Raw genomic sequence first — 19,062 nt, forward strand, 5'->3', positions numbered from 1 at the left:
AGTAACATTATCTTGATGGGACATATCCTGCTAGCTTTTGTTTGTAAGTATTTTGAAAATAAATCATGTAGTTGTAAATTAAGTAATTTACCTCGTATCCATAATTAATTGTAGAGTCGTAATCAATTCTCATTTCGTACAAATTGGGACTGAAACGCTGTGGTTGTAAAACCCTGTTATTCCATTCACGCACATATTGTTGGTTTTTATTTTCAAGATAAGCTTGTGAATAATAGTTTCGAGGCAATGCCGTAGAAGCTAGCCAGGTACTAAAACCGTTGTCTATTATAATTACTTCATATTCTAAATCGTCGTTTGCAATACGAACTGTATCGTTTACCGATGTAGCAGGTTGTTTTGTAATGGCCATACTTGTTTTTTGAGTAGAACACGCAACGATAACAAATAGAATAAGCAATATGTAGATACTATTTTTCATGGCCTAAAATTGAGATATAAATTTACAAAAAAATCAGCGAAGGCTTTTCTTATTTAACAGTTTTTTCAAGGGAGGTTCTGAGGAGCTAAGGTTCAAAGGTTTTCTGTAGAGACGCACCGCAGTGCGTCTAAAAGGTGGAAAGAGACAAAGGTTTTTTAGGAAGGTACTGAGGTACTAAGGTTCAAAGGTTTCTTGTTGGGGTGTAATTGCATATCTTTTTAGGTTCAAAGGTTTTCTGTAGAGACGCACCGCAGTGCGTCTAAAAGTTTCAAAGGGACAAAGGTTTTAATAGAGACGCACGGTAGTGTGTCTAAAACATTCAGATACAGAATGTTTTAGTAATAAAAACATCAAGAAACATACCCACAAAAAAAGCTGTTTACATTTATGTAAACAGCTTTTGATTATTTTTTTAACTTAGAATTTAGAAACTTTAAACGTACTGAGTTTCGTCTCTACAGAAAACCTTTGTGTCTTTGAGCCTTAGTACCTCAGTACCTTCCTAAAAAAACTATTTCCCGAATAATTTACCTAGTAAACCACCTATACCACCGCTTTTGTTTCCTAATGCCATAGCATCGCTAACATCTACTTTCCCATCACCATTTTGGTCTAAGCCAAATTGAGTTCCGTATTTAGAAATTGCATCCATAATACCCGAAGCTTGTCCTCCGTTACCAGAAATAGCAGTAATAATATCTGAAATTTGAAAGCTACTATCGTTTGAGTCTTTTGCTTTCCCTACAAGAGAACCTAAAATTTGCGGAATCATACCTGCAGCAACACCACTAGATGCTTCACTACTTAATCCAAATTTTTCTCCAAGATTACCAGACAACTGTTGTGTTATTTGTTGTACAACAGGGTTCGAACTGTCAATAGGTGATTTTCCGCTAAATAAACTGGCGAGTTGTTCTGCGCCACCTTCCGAAGCAATTTTTTGCAATCCTGCAAAAATAGAATTACTAGTTTCACTTATTACAGCTTCATTGTGTTCATTAGGAACAGCGGGGTTGTTTACGACTGCACTGCCTCCGTATTGTTGCACTAATTGGGTTAATTGTTCAAACATGATGTTTACATTTAGATTAGACGACAAATTTAATAAAAAGAAAGGGATTTACTACAATGCGCAGTAAATCCCTTTAAAGTTAAACTATTTTTTAATTACTTAACTCAACAAAGTAATAATTTGTGAAGCTAGTTCAGTACCAATTCTGTCTTGTGCCTCTCCAGTTGCGGCTCCAATGTGTGGAGTCAAAGAGATTTTTGAGTGCATTAAAATAGCCATTTCTGGTTTTGGTTCGCTTTCAAAAACGTCTAAACCAGCAAACGATACTTTTCCGCTATCCAATGCTTTTACTAGTGCCACTTCATCGATAACACCTCCGCGAGCACAATTTACGATTCCAACACCGTCTTTCATAATTTCAAATTCTTTCTCTCCAATGATGTAACCATTTTGAGCAGGAACGTGTAAAGTGATGAAATCAGCTTCTTTAAATAAAGATTCTAATGATTGAGATTCTATTGTTGTCGTGATAGATTGACCGTCAAAGAATTCAACTTTAACGTCTACTTTAGGAATAAAACTATCAGCAGCAATAACTTTCATACCTAAACCAAGAGCCATTTTTGCAGTAGCTTGACCAATACGACCAATACCAACGATACCAAGAGTTTTACCTCTTAATTCAGTACCATTTGCATACGCTTTTTTCAAACCATCAAAGTTTGTATCACCTTCTAAGGGCATATTTCTGTTAGAATCGTGTAAAAAACGAACTCCATTAAATAAGTGTCCGAAAACTAATTCAGCAACAGATTCTGATGATGAAGCAGGTGTATTAATTACATGAATTCCTTTGCTTTTTGCATAGTCAACATCAATGTTATCCATACCAACACCACCACGACCAATAATTTTTAATCCTGGGCAAGCATCAATAATATCTTTACGTACTTTGGTAGCACTACGTACCAAAACTACATCTACGTTGTTTTCGTTTACAAAATTAGCTACTTGTTCCTGAGCCACTTTTGTAGTTATAACTTCAAAACCACCTTTTTCTAAAGCTAGAATTCCACTTTTAGAAATTCCGTCATTTGCTAATACTTTCATTTTAGTTTATGTCTTTGCGAGGAACGAAGCAATCTCATCCTCGATATTAATTTTTTTCTTTTTTAGGAGCTAATCCCGCTATTCGTTACAATCTTTTCTTTTTTAAAGAAAAAAATAAAAGGATTTCCACTTCTATCGGGGCTAGGAATCCGGTATTCAATTACTGTTTTTTGTGTAAAAGGATTTTTCGATTAAACAGTTAACCAAATTAACGATTAACCGAAGAAAGCGATTAAACTTTACCTTCCAAAGCTTTCATTACATCTACCAATACCTGAACGCTTTCTATAGGCATTGCATTGTATATAGATGCTCTGTAACCACCAACTGAACGGTGACCTGGTAAACCAGAAATGTTAGCTTCTTTCCACATAGCATCAAATGTTGCAGTATGGTCAGGATTGTTTAATAAGAAAGTAACGTTCATGTTAGAACGATCCTCTACAACTGCAGCACCTTTAAATAAAGGGTTTCTATCAATTTCTGCATAAAGTAGCGCCGCTTTTGCGTCGTTTAATTTCTCAACGGCTGCAACACCACCTTTTTCTTTAATCCATTGTAATGTTAATAATGAAACATAAACTGCAAAAACAGGAGGAGTATTATACATACTTTCTGCTTTAATATGTTTAGCATAATCTAACATACTAGGAATTGTTCTACCGTTTTTCCCTAAGATTTCTTCTTTAATAACTACCAAAGTAGTTCCTGCAGGACCCATATTTTTTTGAGCTCCAGCATAAATTAAATCAAATTGTGAGTAATCTAAACTGCGAGAAAATATATCCGAACTCATATCGCAAACTACTGGTACACTCGTTGTTGGGAATTCTTTCATTTGAGTTCCAAAAATGGTATTGTTACTTGTACAGTGAAAATAATCTGCATCGGCAGGTATTTCGTAACCTTTTGGAATATGGTTGTAATTTTCTTCTTTAGATGAAGCTACAGTAATAGTTTCTCCAAAAAGTTTAGCTTCTTTTATAGCGGCAGTTGCCCAAGTTCCAGAATCTAAATAAGCTGCTTTACCATTCTCTTTCATCAAGTTATAAGGAGCCATTAAGAATGCTGTACTTGCACCACCTTGTAAAAACAGGGCTTGATATCCTTTTCCTTGAAGTCCTAATAATTCTAAAGCAAGAGAACGAGCTTCTTCCATTACAGCAACGAAATCTTTACTTCGGTGCGAAATTTCTAAAATTGATAATCCTGAGTCATTAAAATTTAAAATAGCTTTTGATGCTTTCTCAAAAACTTCTTGAGGTAAGATACTTGGTCCTGCGCTGTAGTTGTGTTTTTTCATGGTGTAGTTAAATTCCAATATTTTTTAGAAACGCAAATTTCGGTAATAGCGCCCGAAAAATCGTTAAATTATTCGCAATAATTATCAGATTTTAACTTATGTTATTAACAAAAACGATATAGTATCTATATTGTCTGCATAATCCCACAAATCAGGAGTTTGCGTTTTTCCAAATAAAATGCTGTTTTCTATCAGGTTATCGCTTACAATGCATTGAATTTGCTCATTCTCAGCTTGTAATCGTTGTTTTAAATCTTCAATATTATTGTAGGTTTCATAAAAAACACTCGAAATAGGAGAGGCGTGGCTTGTATCTTCTTTTAAAGTTAAGAAGCCATTATCTAGTAATTTAAAATTACTCATTAAGAAAACTGCCTTATTGTAATCGTAATTGTTAGCGTATTTTTCATAATGAATAACATCCTGATATTCGAAAATTGCTTCAAAAAAAGCATCAAATTTATATCCTTCAGGAACAAATAGCTTAGAAACATTTCGACATCCTAAACCAAAATATCTAAATATATCTTCACCCAAAGCAATAAGTTGCTCTTTAGTTTCTTTTCCGTTTAAAACGGCAATAGAGTTTCTGCTTTTTCGAATAATCGAAGGTTTATCTTTAAAATAGTATTCAAAATAACGTGCCGTATTATTACTTCCTGTAGCAATTACAGTATCAAAATTTTCTAGTTTTCCTTCCACGAAAGTGATTTTATTAGCAAAATCAGGATTGATAGCAATAAGATATTTCGCCAAGAAAGGAAGTAAATGTTGATCATTAGAAGATGTTTTTACCAAGACACTATGTCCGGTAATTAAAACAGATAGAAAATCATGAAAACCAACTAGCGGAATGTTTCCAGCTAGTATTAAGGCTACGTTTTTACCTTCTTTAACAGAGTCAAAAGAATAAGCAGAAAGCCATTTATTAAGATTCTCTTCTGTTAAAGCATTGGCCCATGATTGGATAGAAAAAAAAACTTGTTCAGGAGTGTACCAACCGTTATGTGATTGAGACAAGTGAATCAGTTTTATGAAATCATCAAAAAACAAGTCATTACATAAAACATTATTGTGTTTTTTACAATCATTTTCTGAAAATTGGCTCAAAAATTTGCCCAGTTCTATAAAAGATTGTTTTTTTTCGTTTTGTAACATAAGTAATTTGTATATGAATAGTTTTGATTGTAATTTTGCACAAAAATAAGGATAAATAAGTCGAAAGTCAAAAGTCATTAAGTCAAAACGCTAAAATGCTCTTTTTTGTTTTTTTTGACTTTGATAACTTTAAGGCTTTTAACTTTAAGACTAAAAAACAATGGCAATAATTATAACCGACGAATGTATCAATTGTGGTGCTTGTGAACCAGAGTGTCCAAATACAGCAATCTATGAAGGTGCTGATGATTGGAGATACAAGGATGGAACAGCTTTAAAAGGAAAAGTAATTTTGCCAGACGGTACAGAAGTTGACGCAGATGATGCTCAAACTCCTATTTCTGACGAAGTTTATTATATCGTTCCTGGTAAATGTACAGAATGTAAAGGTTTTCATGATGAACCACAATGTGCGGCAGTATGTCCTGTAGATTGTTGTGTACCAGATGATAATCATGTAGAAGATGAAGAAACGCTATTAAATAGACAAGCGTTTTTACATAACGAATAAATACTAAAGTCTTTTTAGATTTTAAACATAAAGAAAATCCTGGGTTTACGCTCAGGATTTTTTTGTATATAACCTTTTTTTTGTATTGTATTGGTTTTTAATGTTTTATTTGTAGTTTTATAGCGGTTAATTTTTTTAACAAAGCCTATGAAGAGACTTATACTTTTATTTATTGTGTTTTTTAACGTGAGTATTTTTGCACAAAGCAAAGAATATTCTATAATCGTAAAAGATATAGAAACGCAGTTGCCGATAGAAAATGCAATGGTAGTTATAATGAAAACTAAGCAAGTTTTATTGAGTAACGAAGAAGGTAAGGTTACTTTTATGTTAACAGGAGCTTCAAATATTCAGACTTCCGAGACAAATTATGAGAGCTTAACAACTCGTTGGATAGCTTTAAAAGAGAATGAATTTGTAGTTTATTTAAAGAACAAGAAGAATAAGTTAACTGAGATTGTTGTGTCTAAAGAATCTCCGCAAAAAATACTTCAAAAAATTGTCTCTAATTCGGTAGAAAAACTAACAATGCCATATCGATTAAAAGTATATGTACGAGAGTATTTTATGCTTGATGATAAATATTCGTATTATAATGATGGACTTGTAAATTTTCAGTTCTCAGGAAATCGCAAAAAAGCAACAACAACATTATTGGTAGAGCAAAATCGATCTTATGGCTTGTTGGAAAAGGATGTAAGTGCAGATTTAAAAGGATATAATCTGAATAATATCATGGAGAATTATTCTAATTTGGATTATTTTGAGCCTATTTTAGATTCAAAAGCAAAAAAAGAATATGATTTTATAGTAAAAGGATTTCCTGATAATAAAGACTATTATGTAATGAGTATTACTCCGCTGGATAAGACTAAGAAGGAGATGGATAGTTTTGAAGTTATTTATGACCACAAAAAAAAGATAATTATTGAGTTTACGTGTGCTCTGATTCCTGCGAAGCCAGTTGAAACGGAAGAAAAACCAGATGTAGGTTCTAAAAATATTACGAGATCATTCATAAAAGTTAAATACAGAATAGACGGGTCGGATTATTATTTATTGAGTTCTAACGAAGAAATAGCTTATAATCTTATTTTAAAAGACAAAGTCAAGAATATTCAAGTTCGGAATAGTTTTATAACTACCAATTTCAATAAACAAAAATTCACTTATAACGAAAGCGATGTTTTTAAAGAGAAAACACTCTTTAATAAAAAGAATAAAATCCTAACCAATTACTGGGATGTTTCGGGATTTACCGCCACTGATAAAGAAAAAGAAATAATAAGTTCTTTAGATTATAAGATGTGAATTGTGAGATGTGAAATGTAATCTTTATATAAAAAAATCCTGAGTTTGACGCTCAGGATTTTTTTTGTTTTGTCAGGCTGAGTCCATTTGACTTCGCTCAGGCTGATAAAAGAAAGGCATTGTATTAAAACGTAAATCCAAGTCTTGCATAGTAATACGCTCCGCTGAACCCCATTTGTACAGCGTCCCAATATCCACCAGCCTCAGTATTTCCTTGTTCATCTTGTTTTGTTGGGTAAACATTAAATAAATTGTTACTACCAACACTTAATTTTAATGATTTTGTAAGCTGGTATCCTACAGTTAAATCTGTTACAATTCTTGGGTAATACGTATCATCTTCATCACCATAATCTACTAAAACTACTTTGCTGAAATGAGTAAAAGCTAAACCAGCATCAAATTTATGACGAGCATAATTTAAGTTCAATCCAAATTTATTTTTAGGAGCCGAAGCTAATAAAAATGCTCTATCGCGTCTTCCGAAAAAAGTTTCTTCAGGTAAGGGACCATTATTTATATTGTCAATTTTCATGTTATTGATGTTTCCTACCAGAGTTGCACTAAATAGAGATTCTCCAAATTTTTTCTTCCATGCAAGAACCAAGTCCAATCCAGTTGTTTTAGTATCAACACCATTAACGAAAAATTGAGCTTCAGAGACACCAATGTTTAATGCGGTTGCATCAAAATAACCCGTAAGTACGATACGATTTTTTACTTTTATAAAATACCCATCCACAGTTGCTGTAAAATCACCAAAAGTTGCAGTGAAACCCAAAGAAGCGTTCAACGCTTTTTCTTCATCTAGTTTTTGGATACCAAAAGCGCGGGTAATTGGGCTGTTATTTGGCGCAAGCAATACTTCTGTTGCTCCACCAGCATTAAAGTTTGTAAAATGTAGATTATAATATATTTGTGCCAATGATGGAGCACGGAATCCCGTGCTTACAGAACCTCTAAAATTGATATTTTTGCTCGCTTTTAAACGCATAGCCAGTTTACCATTTAAAGTACTTCCGAAATCACTGTAGTTTTCAAAACGAACTGCACCGCTAATTAAGAAAGCATCCGTGACATCTAGTTCGGCATCCGTGTACAAAGATAAATTAGTACGACCTTTATCAACAGTGTTTAGAGGGCTATATCCAGGGAAACCTTGAGAACCTCCAGGTCTTGGATTGCCAGAAATAGGATCTATTGGAGCACTTTGATTTGCGGGATCTCTTATCGGAATTCCGTTTGTGTCATAAGTAGCGTAAGAGCCTTCATCGCCAGCAAAAATGGTGAAATTTTCAGTACGATATTCAGCTCCAAAAGCTAGGTTTAATCCATCAAGTACAGAGTCGTAATTTTTAGAGAAATCAAAATTAGTAGTGTTTTGTGTCAGCGTATGACCTCCAGCATCAAACTCAGTTGGAGATGCAGCTTCAAGAGAAGCATTTATAGTCCCTTTTATATAATAGTGAAAAAGGTTTTTTCCGTACGTATTACTAATATCTATTTTCCATCCACCAGTAGTTACAGTTCTAAATCCAGCTGATAATGAGTTGTCAATAATATTTGATGTAATTCTTGGTGTGTATCCGCCAGGATATATAGATTCTACGACTCTCTCGCCATCATTACGAGTAAATGCATAAGCATCAGTATCTCTGTAATTTCTTCCTCCAAAGGCGTAGAACTCCGTTTTATCCGAAATCGGGATAGCAATATTTGCAAAAAGATTAAAACTCTGAATTGCAGCATCTCCAAAGCCTTTTCTAAAATCGTAAGCAGGGCGAAGTGTTTTGTTTTTGTTGATATATTCAGTAGTAAAATTAGCAAATCCACCTTTCTCACCAATGGCAACACCATAATTGGCAGCAACTTTTACTGAGCCACCGTCAAAATCTTGATTTTTTCCATACGAGTTTCCATTTCCGTTTTTATCCAAACGATATCCCTTAGTGTTAGGAGTTCCAGGAAGAAAATCACCTTTAGCTTTAGTATTAAAAACTCCATAAGTAACCGAACCATTAAGTTCGTTTATATTATCGTTTAGTACGATATTAATAACTCCCGCAATAGCATCAGAGCCATATTGAGCCGCTGCACCATCTCTTAAAATCTCAATTCTTTTTATAGATGAAGCAGGAATAGCATTTAAATCCGTTCCAGTATTTCCGCGTCCGCGAGTTCCAAATAAATTTACGAGCGAAGATTGGTGTCTTCTTTTTCCATTTATTAAAACCAAAGTCTGATCAGGGCCTAAACCTCGTAAAGAAGCAGGGTCAACGTGATCTGCTCCGTCAGATCCAGATTGTTTGTTAGCATTAAAAGATGGGGCTATGTATTGCAGTAATTGGTTAATTTCCAGTTTTCCGCTTTGCGTAGTAACATCTTTTATGTTAATGATATCAATAGGTACAGCAGAGTTTACAACTGTCCTTTTGGTGTTTCTTGAGCCTACAATTACAACATCTTTTAAGGTTTGTCCACCGTTTTCGTTCATAGTAATATCGATAATGCCACTTGTAGCATTTTTTTCGGTATTTGTGTACCCAACATAACTAAAAACTAAGACCGCACCTTCTTTAACCTTAATAATGTAACCACCTTGTATGTCGGTAGATACTCCGTTATTAGTTCCTTTTTCCATAATGTTTACCCCCGGAAGCACTACGCCATTATGGTCTTTTACGACGCCACTAATTTCTTTTTGAGCAAAAAGAAATGTAATATTTAGTATAAATACTAATACTGTAAATTTTTTCATAATTAATTGAATTTGGTTTTGTTGTTTAGTTAGATGTTTAGCTAAAAGTAATTCTTTTTAACAAAATATTAATATAATGTTTAATTTTTTTTAAGGGTTTGTTTAAAAGTGTATTAATACGCAGTTTTTGTTCGGCAACGAAGTATTAAATCTTATATTTGCAAACTTTTAAAAGCGAGAACATAAATTTCAGCAGAATTGAAGCGCTGCAAATAAAAATAAATAGAAACTACATATGAAAGCAGGAATTGTAGGATTGCCAAATGTTGGAAAATCAACATTATTTAATTGTTTATCAAATGCAAAGGCACAAAGTGCAAACTTTCCGTTTTGTACAATCGAGCCAAATATTGGTGTTGTAAACGTACCAGATCCAAGAATTGAAAAATTAGAAGAATTGGTAAAACCAGAACGTGTGCAAATGGCAACTGTAGATATCGTAGATATTGCAGGTTTGGTAAAAGGAGCAAGTAAAGGTGAAGGACTAGGAAATCAATTTTTAGGAAACATCAGGGAGTGTAATGCGATTATTCACGTTTTACGTTGTTTTGATAATGATAATATTGTTCACGTAGATGGGAATGTAAACCCAATTCGTGACAAAGAAACAATTGACATTGAGTTGCAATTGAAAGATTTAGAAACTGTTGAAAAACGTTTGGAGAAAGTAAATCGTGCAGCTAAAACTGGAAATAAAGAAGCTCAGACAGAAAAAGCACTTTTAGACAGAATTAGAGAGTCATTATTACAAGCTAAATCAGCTCGTACTATTACGCCTCAAGGTAATGATGAAGAGGTTTTAATGGAATCTTTCCAGTTAATTACTGCAAAACCAGTATTGTATGTTTGTAATGTTGACGAAAGTTCTGCTGTAAACGGAAACAAATACGTAGATCAGGTTCGTGAGTTGGTAAAAGATGAAGATGCAGAAGTTATTATCCTTTCAGTAGGAGCAGAAGCAGATATTACCGAATTAGAAAGCTACGAAGAGCGTCAGGTTTTTCTAGAAGATATGGGCTTGAAAGAGCCAGGAGCATCAGTTTTAATTCGTGCTGCTTATAAATTATTAAAACAACAAACTTATTTTACAGCAGGAGTAAAAGAAGTTCGTGCCTGGACAATCAATATCGGAGCTACTGCGCCACAAGCTGCAGGAGTTATCCATACCGATTTTGAAAAAGGATTTATCCGTGCTGAAGTAATTTCATACGAAGATTTCGTTCATTACGGTTCAGAGGCAAAAGCTAAAGAAGCAGGGAAATTCAAAGTAGAAGGAAAAGAATATATCGTAAAAGATGGAGATGTAATGCACTTCCGTTTTAACGTATAATTTTTCTTTAGAAAAAAGAATCAAGATTAAAGAGAATAGACAAAGCTGCTAAAGAAATTTAGCAGCTTTTTTTTGTTTAAATTTTTATTTTTAAAGGTGATAAAGAGGTTAATCTGCTTTTATCTGTAAAATCTGCGTGAAAAGAATTTTTGTGTTTGTTTTTATTTTTTTTAACATTTGGCTTGAATTTTGGTAAAACTGACTAAAAGAAACTTATGAAAAAAATCATTCTAATTTTAGGAATATTAATTGTTATATCATCTTGTAGAAAAGCCAATCGTGCTCCTTATGAAGGTTTTGATTTATATTTTGAAAATCCTCAGCCTGTTAATGATTCTGAGTTAGACCGATTTCCTGATAAATTTAAAGGGCTGTTTATGGATAGTGATTCTACATTTTTAAGAATTGATGAAAATGCAATTAGGTTTGAGAATTATAATAAATTTATAATCCATAAAAATAAATTAGATTCTTTAAAAGGAGAATATGATATTGTAGATGGGAAATTAATAAGAAAAGAGAAGAATCAGAAGTATGATATGAATTCAAAGGGTGATTCAATAGAATTAATCGAAAAACATGTAGATACATTATTTAGATTTTCATACTATAATAAAGCAAAACGAATTGATGGTAAATTGGTTTTAAGCATACGTGATTCTATTTTCTGGAGAGCAAAAATTTTCTCAATAGATAATAATGTTATAAAGATTAATGATATCCATTCAATGGAGGATTTGAGGAGATTAGATTCTATTACAGCGATTAAATCACAAAAGCTAGATTCAACTTCTTTTGTGGTTAAACCAACTCGCAGAGAATTTAAAAGCGTGTTGAAATTAAAGAATTTTGGATATCAGCAAGAATTCAAAAAAGTTTCAAAATAGCTTGGTTTTAAATGTATAAAAAGGAAAACTGTTGAAGATATTCAGCAGTTTTTTTGTTTTTACCATTAAGGGATTAAGAGAAGTTAAGTCTTAATAAAACTCAATGTCTTAATGGTTTTAAATTTTAATTTCTCAGAACCTATTTCCAGCTTTCCGTTTCAAGATTTTTCGGTAAAACCTTTTTTTGTAATACTATAAAAAGAGCTTCCGCTGGTCGCTTTTTTACAGCAACAAAAAATAGGTTTTCCTCTCAAAATGCTTTCCACTACAATCTGGGGTAGTCATGGACAAAGTATAACATTTACAGGAAATATGAGAATAACTTTATTTTTTTAATTGCTTATATTTGAGAGAAATAATTAATTAAAGTATTGTGAAAAGTCAAAATATAATATCCAAATCATGGTATTTGTTAAAAACTACAGTGTTAGAGTTTAACGATGATAATGCAATAAAGTTAAGTGCAGCATTGGCTTATTATACCATTTTTGCATTACCACCTTTGTTAATTATAATTATTACCATTTGTGGTGTTTTCTTTGGAGAAGATGCTGTTGCAGGCGAGCTTTATGGTCAAATAAACGGATTAGTGGGAGATAGTGCAGCGATACAAATTCAGGAAACAATAAAAAATGTACAGCTATCAGGAAGCAATGTTTTTGCAACTGTTTTTGGAGTCGGGATGTTATTAATTGGAGCTTCAGGAGTTTTTGCCGAAATACAGAGTTCTATTAATTTTATTTGGGGATTACGCGCCAAACCAAACAAAGGACTTAAGAAGTTTATACAAAACCGATTAATGTCATTTTCTATGATAGTTTCAGTAGGATTCTTAATGCTTGTGAGTCTTTTTGTAAGTACAATTTTAGATTTAATGAGTGCACGCTTAAAGTTGTATTTTCCAGAGAGTACCGTTTATTTATTTAATATAATAAATCTGATTATTATCTTGATTAGTATCACGTTACTTTTTGCAATTATATTTAAAGCATTGCCAGATGGAATAATAAAATGGAAAGATTCTTTTATTGGAGCATCTTGTACTGCAGTACTTTTTATGATCGGGAAATTTGCCATAGGATTTTATTTAGGGAGTTCTACAACAGCATCGGTTTATGGTGCGGCAGGTTCCGTAATAATAATTCTGGTTTGGGTCTATTATTCGGCAATTATTCTGTATTTTGGAGCTGAATTTACGAAGGTATATGCTAAGACATATGGAGGTAAGATTTACCCGAATGAATATTCGGTAGAAATAAAAAAAGAAATCTTAGAAATAGAGTAAACACTAAAAATAAAATCATGAAAATCATAGCATTTGGAGGAAGTAACAGTCAGCATTCCATCAATAAAAAACTGGCAACATATGCTGCAAATCAATTTGATAATGCCAATATAGAAGTGTTGGATTTAAATGATTTTGCAATGCCTTTATTTAGCGTTGATGTCGAAAAAGAAATAGGTCAGCACCCAAAAGCAAAAGCTTTTCTTGGAAAATTAGCAGAAGCAGATATTTTGGTAGTTTCTATGGCAGAAAATAATGGGAATTATTCAGTTGCTTTTAAGAATGTTTTCGACTGGTGTTCGCGTATAGAGAAAGATGTTTTTCAGCACAAACCAATGCTGTTATTAGCTACATCGCCAGGAGGGAGAGGGGGAGCTTCGGTTCTAGAAATTGCCACAAAATTGTTCCCGCGTTATGGTACCGAGATTAAAGCAAGTTTTTCATTGCCGAGTTTTAATGCTAATTTTGATTTAGAAGAAAATAAAATATCAAATACAGAGTTAGATAAAGAATTAAAAGACATTATTAAGTCTAGTTTTTAATCGATGACAATAAAAAAGATTGCTTTTATATTTCTTTTTCTGAATTATATTTTTCTCTATTCTGCATATTCACAAAAGTACAATGCGATTGATGATATTGTGCGGAAATACCCAAAACATTTTAGTTCAACAGAAGATTTAGCAACAAGAATTCAAAAAGATTTTACTTCAGAGTATGATAAGGCAAGAGCTATTTATAGCTGGATTGCTTTAAATATAAAATATGATTACAAAGCGTATTTAAATCCGCAGAAGCCTGTACAATTTAGCTATAGAACTGAAGCTGAAAAGCAAAAACAAATAGAGTTAATAAAGGAAAAAACGTGGCAAAAGGCATTTGATTCTCAAAAAGCAGTTTGCGAAGGTTTTACGCTTTTGTATCAGCGTTTAGCTTCTTTGGTAGATTTGAAATCTCAAGTAATTAGAGGTGATTCCAAGCAATCATTGATAGATATTGGTCGGAAAAATTTGTTGACTAATCATTCATGGAATACTGTTTGGGTTGACGGAAAATGGATTTTGGTCGACGTTACTTGGGGGCAAGGATATTATGATAGTAATAGAAAAGTAATGGTAAATTATTTTAACTCAGTTTACTTTGATACGGATCCAAAATACTTTTTTGCGAAGCATTTTCCTGATTCAGGAATGTATTTGGATCGTAAATTAAATCAGGAAGATTTTTTAAATGGCCCTTTAATTTCTGATAAAGCTATTGAAGAAGATCTCGAAATTTTAAGACCTGAATCAGGAATAATTAAAGCCAATGATGGTGATAAAATATCTTTCAAAATAAAAAATATTTCAAAATCGGATACATTTTTTTATTTAAAAAGAGGACAGCCAGTCAAAGTAGAAAATCCAAAAGAAGTAAGAGGAACTTTGGAATTCCAGATTACTTATGATAAAAAAACAGGCTCGTTTATTACTTTTTTTCTCTATCAAAATAGTGTTGTTTCTTTTAAAATAATTCCAAAGTAGAGATAATTAAAGATGTTTGTTTAAACAATTTTCTTTTTTTGTTGAATTGCCGTATATTAGCAATCAAGGTTTTTTAAAATTAATAAAGCAATTTGGGTATGGGGACAATCTTCCTAAAATCAATATTAGATAACGATTTCTATAAATTTACAATGCAGCATGCTGTAATAAAGCTGTTTCCTAAAGCTAAAGTGCGGTATAAATTTATAAACAGAGGAAAACATACTTTTCCTCCAGGTTTTGCTGTTTTATTGCGTCATTCTGTTGAAGCAATGACAAAACTACAATTGACTCAAGAAGAGAAATTATATTTAAAGAAACATTGTCCGTATCTAGACCCAACTTATTTGGATTTCTTACAAGGATATACTTTTGACGCTTCTGAGGTCGAGATAGAACAAGTTGGTTCCGAATTAGATATTACAATCGAAGGATTCTGGTACCGTACCATTTTATGGGAAGTCCCATTGATGGCTTTAATTTCGGAACTTTTTTACGCATCTCAGGATTTAGTGAGAATAGATGATAAAGCAGTTCAGGATATTACCAAAGCCAAAATTGAAAGTTATAATGCATTAGGAGCTTCAGTTTTAGAATTTGGAACAAGACGACGTCATTCGTATAAAGTACATACTTTGGTTAATGAAACATTAGCTCTTTTTGGTCAGGAAAGTTTTCTAGGTACAAGTAATGTGCATTTAGCAATGCTTAACGGTAAACGACCTTTAGGAACTCATGCGCACGAATGGTTTATGTTTCATGCTGCACAATATGGGTTTAAAGTTGCTAATATAGTTGCACTGGAGAACTGGACACAAGTTTATGGGGGTGATTTAGGAATTGCCTTGACAGATACTTATACTACAGATGTGTTTTTTGAGCAATTTGATAAAAAGTATTCCAAGCTTTTTGATGGAGTTCGACATGATAGTGGAGATCCAATTGAATTTGCTAAAAAAATTATTGCACATTACACAAAACTCGGAATCGATCCTAAGTCAAAAATCATAGTTTTTTCTGATTCATTAAACTTAGAAAAGGTAAAAGTGATATCAGATTTCTGTAAAGGCAAGATAAAAATGTCATTCGGAATTGGTACAAATTTCACCAATGATGTAGGTTTGCCAGCAATGAATATGGTTATAAAATTAACCGAAACGAAGCCAGATTTTACACATTGGGAAGGAGTTGTAAAACTTTCGGACGAAAAAAATAAAAATACGGGAACTCCCGAAATGATTGCTTTGGCAAAACAAGTTTTAGGTATTAAATCCTAAAATATTGTTTAAAAAGCAGTTTTTTTATAAAAATAATGAGTTTCTGTTTTTAATTTAAATAAATGCGTTTAAAAGATACTTTTATTGATAACTTTCAAAAGATTGACTTTCATTTTTTAAGGAGATATAGTACATTAGCAAAAAATCCAAAATTCATTTATGCTAGAGCAAAATCAATATAACGAAGATAATATTCGATCACTCGACTGGAAAGAACATATTCGTATGCGTCCCGGAATGTATATCGGGAAATTGGGAGATGGATCTTCACCAGATGATGGTATTTATATTCTTTTAAAAGAGGTTTTAGATAACTGTATCGATGAGTTTGTCATGGGTGCAGGAAAAACTATTGAAGTGACTATCAGAGATAAAACCGTTTCGGTTCGTGATTACGGCCGCGGAATTCCTCTAGGGAAAGTTGTTGATGTAGTTTCAAAAATGAATACAGGAGGGAAATATGACTCCAAAGCTTTCCAGAAATCAGTTGGTTTAAATGGAGTAGGAACCAAGGCAGTAAATGCACTTTCTAACTATTTTCGCGTAGAATCTGTTCGTGATGACAAACAAAAAGCAGCCGAATTTTCAGCAGGAAATTTGGTTCTTGAAGAAGATGTAATTGATACTACAAAACGAAAAGGAACAAAAGTAACTTTTGTTCCAGACGAAGCCATTTTTAAAAATTATAAATTCCGATTAGAATATGTAATAAAAATGGTTAAAAACTATTGTTACTTAAACAATGGCCTAACTATTATATTTAACGGAGAAAAATACATTTCTGAGAATGGTCTTAGAGATTTATTAGAAGAAACAATTAGTGCTGAAGATTTAGAATATCCAATTATCCATTTAAAAGATACGGATATCGAGATCGCTTTAACGCACAGTAAAACACAATATAGCGAGGAATACCACTCTTTTGTAAACGGACAAAATACAACGCAAGGAGGAACGCACTTAGCTGCTTATAGAGAAGCAATTGTGAAAACTATCCGTGAGTTTTACAATAAGAATTTTGAAGCATCAGATGTACGTAAATCGATTGTGAGTGCGATTAGCATCAAGGTGATGGAACCAGTATTTGAATCTCAGACCAAAACCAAATTAGGTTCTATGGATATGGGATCTGATGATGGAACGCCGCCAGTATCAGTTCGTACTTTTGTAAATGATTTTGTAAAAAATAAATTAGATAATTATTTACATAAAAACCCTCCAACAGCCGAAGCTTTACTTCGTAAAATTTTGCAGGCAGAAAGAGAGCGTAAAGAATTATCTGGAATCAGAAAACTTGCGACAGATCGTGCTAAAAAAGCCAATCTGCATAATAAAAAATTAAGAGATTGTCGTGCGCATCTTCCAGATACAAAAAATCCTAGAAACTTAGAAAGTACCCTTTTTATTACCGAGGGAGATTCGGCTTCGGGATCTATTACCAAGTCACGTGATGTAAATACACAAGCAGTTTTTAGTTTGCGTGGTAAGCCTTTGAATTCCTACGGAATGACAAAGAAAATTGTGTATGAAAATGAAGAGTTCAATTTACTACAAGCAGCTTTAGATATTGAAGACGGATTAGAAAAATTACGATATAATAATATTGTAATCGCAACCGATGCCGATGTCGATGGTATGCACATCCGTTTGTTGTTGATTACTTTTTTCTTGCAATTTTTCCCTGAATTAATAAAAGAAGGACATTTATATATCTTGCAAACACCACTTTTTAGGGTTCGAAACAAGAAAGAAACTATTTATTGTTATTCAGAAGAAGAGCGAAAAGCAGCTATCGAAAAATTAAAACCAAAACCAGAAATCACTCGATTTAAAGGTTTGGGAGAGATTTCGCCAGATGAGTTCAAGAACTTTATTGGAGAGACGATTAGACTAGATCCTATTATGATGGATAAAAACACATCGATAGAACAATTATTATCTTTCTATATGGGTAAAAATACACCAGACAGACAAGAGTTTATTATCAAGAATTTGAAAGTGGAACTAGATGCTATAGAAGAGGAAGTTTAGTTTTTTAAATAAAATATATTGTCAACCGATCTTCAAAATAAAGTCATATTTCAACAAGTAGTCGAGTTATTGCAAAATGCTCGACAACAAGTTTTACGTACCGTAAATTCAATGATGACAATTACCTATTTTGAGATAGGAAGAATGATTGTTGAAGAAGAGCAAAACGGAAAAGACAGAGCTGAATATGGAAAACAATTATTAAAAGGATTATCTCAACAATTAACAAAGGCGTTTGGAAAAGGTTTTTCTGTTGATAACCTACAGAATATAAGAAAATTTTATTTAGTGTATTCAATTTCCGAGACAGTGTCTAGTATTTTGGAAATTAAGAATTCCGAGACAGTGTCGCGGAATTCTAATGATTCAATTTCGTCATCGCTGTCGACGAATTTCAGAAATGAAAAAATGCAGATATTATCTTCGTTTTTTAAATTGACTTGGTCTCATTATGTTTTTTTAATGCGAATTGATGATGAAAAAGAAAGACTTTTTTACGAAATAGAATCTGAAAAATACAATTGGAGTGTTCGAGAATTAAAGCGACAGTATGATTCGGCACTTTATAGCAGATTATCATTAAGTCGTGATAAAGAAGGAGTTTTAAAATTATCAGAAAAAGGTCAGATTATTGAGAAACCTAAAGATATTATTAAAGATCCTTACATACTTGAATTTTTAGGATTGCCAGAATTACATCAATATTCAGAACTGCAATTAGAAGAAGAAATTATTAATAAACTAGAACATTTTTTACTAGAGTTAGGTCATGGTTTTACTTTCGTCGCAAGACAAAAAAGAATTACATTTGATGATAAACACTTCCGAATTGATTTAGTTTTTTATAATAGAATTTTAAAATGTTTTGTACTTATTGATTTGAAAATAGGTGAATTAAAACATCAGGATTTAGGTCAGATGCAAATGTATGTTAACTATTATGATAGAGAAATGCGTTTGGAAGATGAGAATAAAACGATTGGAATTATACTTTGCCAAAATAAAAGTGAGGCAGTAGTAAGATATACTTTACCAGAAAACAACGAGCAAATTTTTGCTAGTAAATATAAAACAGTGTTACCGAGTGTTGAGGTTTTAAAAGAACTCATCGAAAACAAATAATATTA

The 19,062-nt window shown here is 32.6% G+C and carries 16 protein-coding genes; 10 read left to right on the forward strand and 6 right to left on the reverse strand.

All coding sequences use genetic code 11. The features are described from left to right. Positions 1–7 precede the first annotated feature (7 nt). From SHI72_RS03945 to SHI72_RS03965, 5 genes are all read right to left on the reverse strand, one after another. Positions 8–439, reverse strand: coding sequence for a DUF6146 family protein (locus tag SHI72_RS03945; RefSeq protein WP_323489117.1), 432 nt, complete (start codon positions 437–439; stop codon positions 8–10). Between the two features lie 511 nt (positions 440–950). Continuing rightward, on the reverse strand, positions 951–1,511 hold the full coding sequence (locus tag SHI72_RS03950) for a hypothetical protein (protein WP_039112659.1): 561 nt from the start codon (positions 1,509–1,511) through the stop codon (positions 951–953). A 99-nt stretch (positions 1,512–1,610) separates the two neighbouring features. Next, positions 1,611–2,561 (reverse strand): D-2-hydroxyacid dehydrogenase, encoded by a 951-nt coding sequence (locus SHI72_RS03955; RefSeq protein ID WP_039112660.1) that lies wholly within the window; start codon positions 2,559–2,561, stop codon positions 1,611–1,613. A 232-nt stretch (positions 2,562–2,793) separates the two neighbouring features. After that, on the reverse strand, positions 2,794–3,864 hold the full coding sequence (gene serC / locus SHI72_RS03960) for a 3-phosphoserine/phosphohydroxythreonine transaminase (protein ID WP_323489118.1): 1,071 nt from the start codon (positions 3,862–3,864) through the stop codon (positions 2,794–2,796). A 96-nt stretch (positions 3,865–3,960) separates the two neighbouring features. Beyond that, positions 3,961–5,022 carry an acyl-CoA reductase gene (locus tag SHI72_RS03965; RefSeq protein ID WP_323489119.1) on the reverse strand — a complete coding sequence of 354 codons (1,062 nt, stop codon included), beginning with the start codon at positions 5,020–5,022 and terminating at the stop codon, positions 3,961–3,963. A 160-nt stretch (positions 5,023–5,182) separates the two neighbouring features. Here SHI72_RS03965 and SHI72_RS03970 point away from each other — a divergent pair, with 160 nt between their 5' ends. Together SHI72_RS03970 and SHI72_RS03975 are read left to right on the forward strand one after the other, a co-directional pair. Further along, positions 5,183–5,533: a 4Fe-4S dicluster domain-containing protein gene (locus tag SHI72_RS03970; RefSeq protein ID WP_035624858.1), complete on the forward strand. Its 351-nt coding sequence runs from the start codon at positions 5,183–5,185 to the stop codon at positions 5,531–5,533. 147 nt (positions 5,534–5,680) lie between these two features. After that, a complete protein-coding gene (locus SHI72_RS03975) occupies positions 5,681–6,844 on the forward strand; it encodes a hypothetical protein (RefSeq protein ID WP_323489120.1) in 1,164 nt (387 codons plus the stop codon). A gap of 124 nt (positions 6,845–6,968) precedes the next feature. On the opposite strand, the gene SHI72_RS03980 is transcribed toward SHI72_RS03975, so the two are convergent. Next, entirely contained in the window at positions 6,969–9,602 is a 2,634-nt protein-coding gene (locus SHI72_RS03980; RefSeq protein WP_323489121.1) for a TonB-dependent receptor, read from the reverse strand. Between the two features lie 235 nt (positions 9,603–9,837). Here SHI72_RS03980 and ychF point away from each other — a divergent pair, with 235 nt between their 5' ends. From ychF to SHI72_RS04020, 8 genes are all read left to right on the forward strand, one after another. Further along, positions 9,838–10,932, forward strand: coding sequence for a redox-regulated ATPase YchF (ychF, locus tag SHI72_RS03985; protein WP_039112665.1), 1,095 nt, complete (start codon positions 9,838–9,840; stop codon positions 10,930–10,932). 215 nt (positions 10,933–11,147) lie between these two features. Beyond that, positions 11,148–11,819, forward strand: coding sequence for a hypothetical protein (locus SHI72_RS03990; protein WP_039117159.1), 672 nt, complete (start codon positions 11,148–11,150; stop codon positions 11,817–11,819). Positions 11,820–12,192: 373 nt separating this feature from the next. Then, on the forward strand, positions 12,193–13,104 hold the full coding sequence (locus SHI72_RS03995) for a YihY/virulence factor BrkB family protein (RefSeq protein WP_323489122.1): 912 nt from the start codon (positions 12,193–12,195) through the stop codon (positions 13,102–13,104). 17 nt (positions 13,105–13,121) lie between these two features. Then, the gene (locus tag SHI72_RS04000) at positions 13,122–13,646 is read left to right on the forward strand and encodes an NAD(P)H-dependent oxidoreductase (protein ID WP_323489123.1); all 525 of its coding nucleotides are present in this window, start codon (positions 13,122–13,124) and stop codon (positions 13,644–13,646) included. A gap of 3 nt (positions 13,647–13,649) precedes the next feature. Next, complete coding sequence (locus tag SHI72_RS04005; protein WP_323489124.1) at positions 13,650–14,627, forward strand: transglutaminase domain-containing protein; 978 nt, start codon at positions 13,650–13,652, stop codon at positions 14,625–14,627. 98 nt (positions 14,628–14,725) lie between these two features. Then, a complete protein-coding gene (gene pncB / locus SHI72_RS04010) occupies positions 14,726–15,904 on the forward strand; it encodes a nicotinate phosphoribosyltransferase (protein WP_086895179.1) in 1,179 nt (392 codons plus the stop codon). 159 nt (positions 15,905–16,063) lie between these two features. Next, positions 16,064–17,935 carry a DNA topoisomerase IV subunit B gene (locus SHI72_RS04015; RefSeq protein WP_039112671.1) on the forward strand — a complete coding sequence of 624 codons (1,872 nt, stop codon included), beginning with the start codon at positions 16,064–16,066 and terminating at the stop codon, positions 17,933–17,935. A gap of 18 nt (positions 17,936–17,953) precedes the next feature. Further along, positions 17,954–19,057 (forward strand): PDDEXK nuclease domain-containing protein, encoded by a 1,104-nt coding sequence (locus SHI72_RS04020; RefSeq protein ID WP_323489125.1) that lies wholly within the window; start codon positions 17,954–17,956, stop codon positions 19,055–19,057. The last annotated feature ends 5 nt before the right edge of the window (positions 19,058–19,062 follow it).

This window comes from Flavobacterium sp. PL02, assembly GCF_035013205.1.
Taxonomy (GTDB): domain Bacteria; phylum Bacteroidota; class Bacteroidia; order Flavobacteriales; family Flavobacteriaceae; genus Flavobacterium.

Coding starts and splice junctions, on each gene's coding strand:
- SHI72_RS03945 (WP_323489117.1), bottom strand. CDS start 439: ATGAAAAATAGTATCTACATATTGCTTATTCTATTTGTTATCGTTGCG.
- SHI72_RS03950 (WP_039112659.1), bottom strand. CDS start 1,511: ATGTTTGAACAATTAACCCAATTAGTGCAACAATACGGAGGCAGTGCA.
- SHI72_RS03955 (WP_039112660.1), bottom strand. CDS start 2,561: ATGAAAGTATTAGCAAATGACGGAATTTCTAAAAGTGGAATTCTAGCT.
- serC (WP_323489118.1), bottom strand. CDS start 3,864: ATGAAAAAACACAACTACAGCGCAGGACCAAGTATCTTACCTCAAGAA.
- SHI72_RS03965 (WP_323489119.1), bottom strand. CDS start 5,022: ATGTTACAAAACGAAAAAAAACAATCTTTTATAGAACTGGGCAAATTT.
- SHI72_RS03970 (WP_035624858.1), top strand. CDS start 5,183: ATGGCAATAATTATAACCGACGAATGTATCAATTGTGGTGCTTGTGAA.
- SHI72_RS03975 (WP_323489120.1), top strand. CDS start 5,681: ATGAAGAGACTTATACTTTTATTTATTGTGTTTTTTAACGTGAGTATT.
- SHI72_RS03980 (WP_323489121.1), bottom strand. CDS start 9,602: ATGAAAAAATTTACAGTATTAGTATTTATACTAAATATTACATTTCTT.
- ychF (WP_039112665.1), top strand. CDS start 9,838: ATGAAAGCAGGAATTGTAGGATTGCCAAATGTTGGAAAATCAACATTA.
- SHI72_RS03990 (WP_039117159.1), top strand. CDS start 11,148: ATGAAAAAAATCATTCTAATTTTAGGAATATTAATTGTTATATCATCT.
- SHI72_RS04000 (WP_323489123.1), top strand. CDS start 13,122: ATGAAAATCATAGCATTTGGAGGAAGTAACAGTCAGCATTCCATCAAT.
- SHI72_RS04005 (WP_323489124.1), top strand. CDS start 13,650: ATGACAATAAAAAAGATTGCTTTTATATTTCTTTTTCTGAATTATATT.
- pncB (WP_086895179.1), top strand. CDS start 14,726: ATGGGGACAATCTTCCTAAAATCAATATTAGATAACGATTTCTATAAA.
- SHI72_RS04015 (WP_039112671.1), top strand. CDS start 16,064: ATGCTAGAGCAAAATCAATATAACGAAGATAATATTCGATCACTCGAC.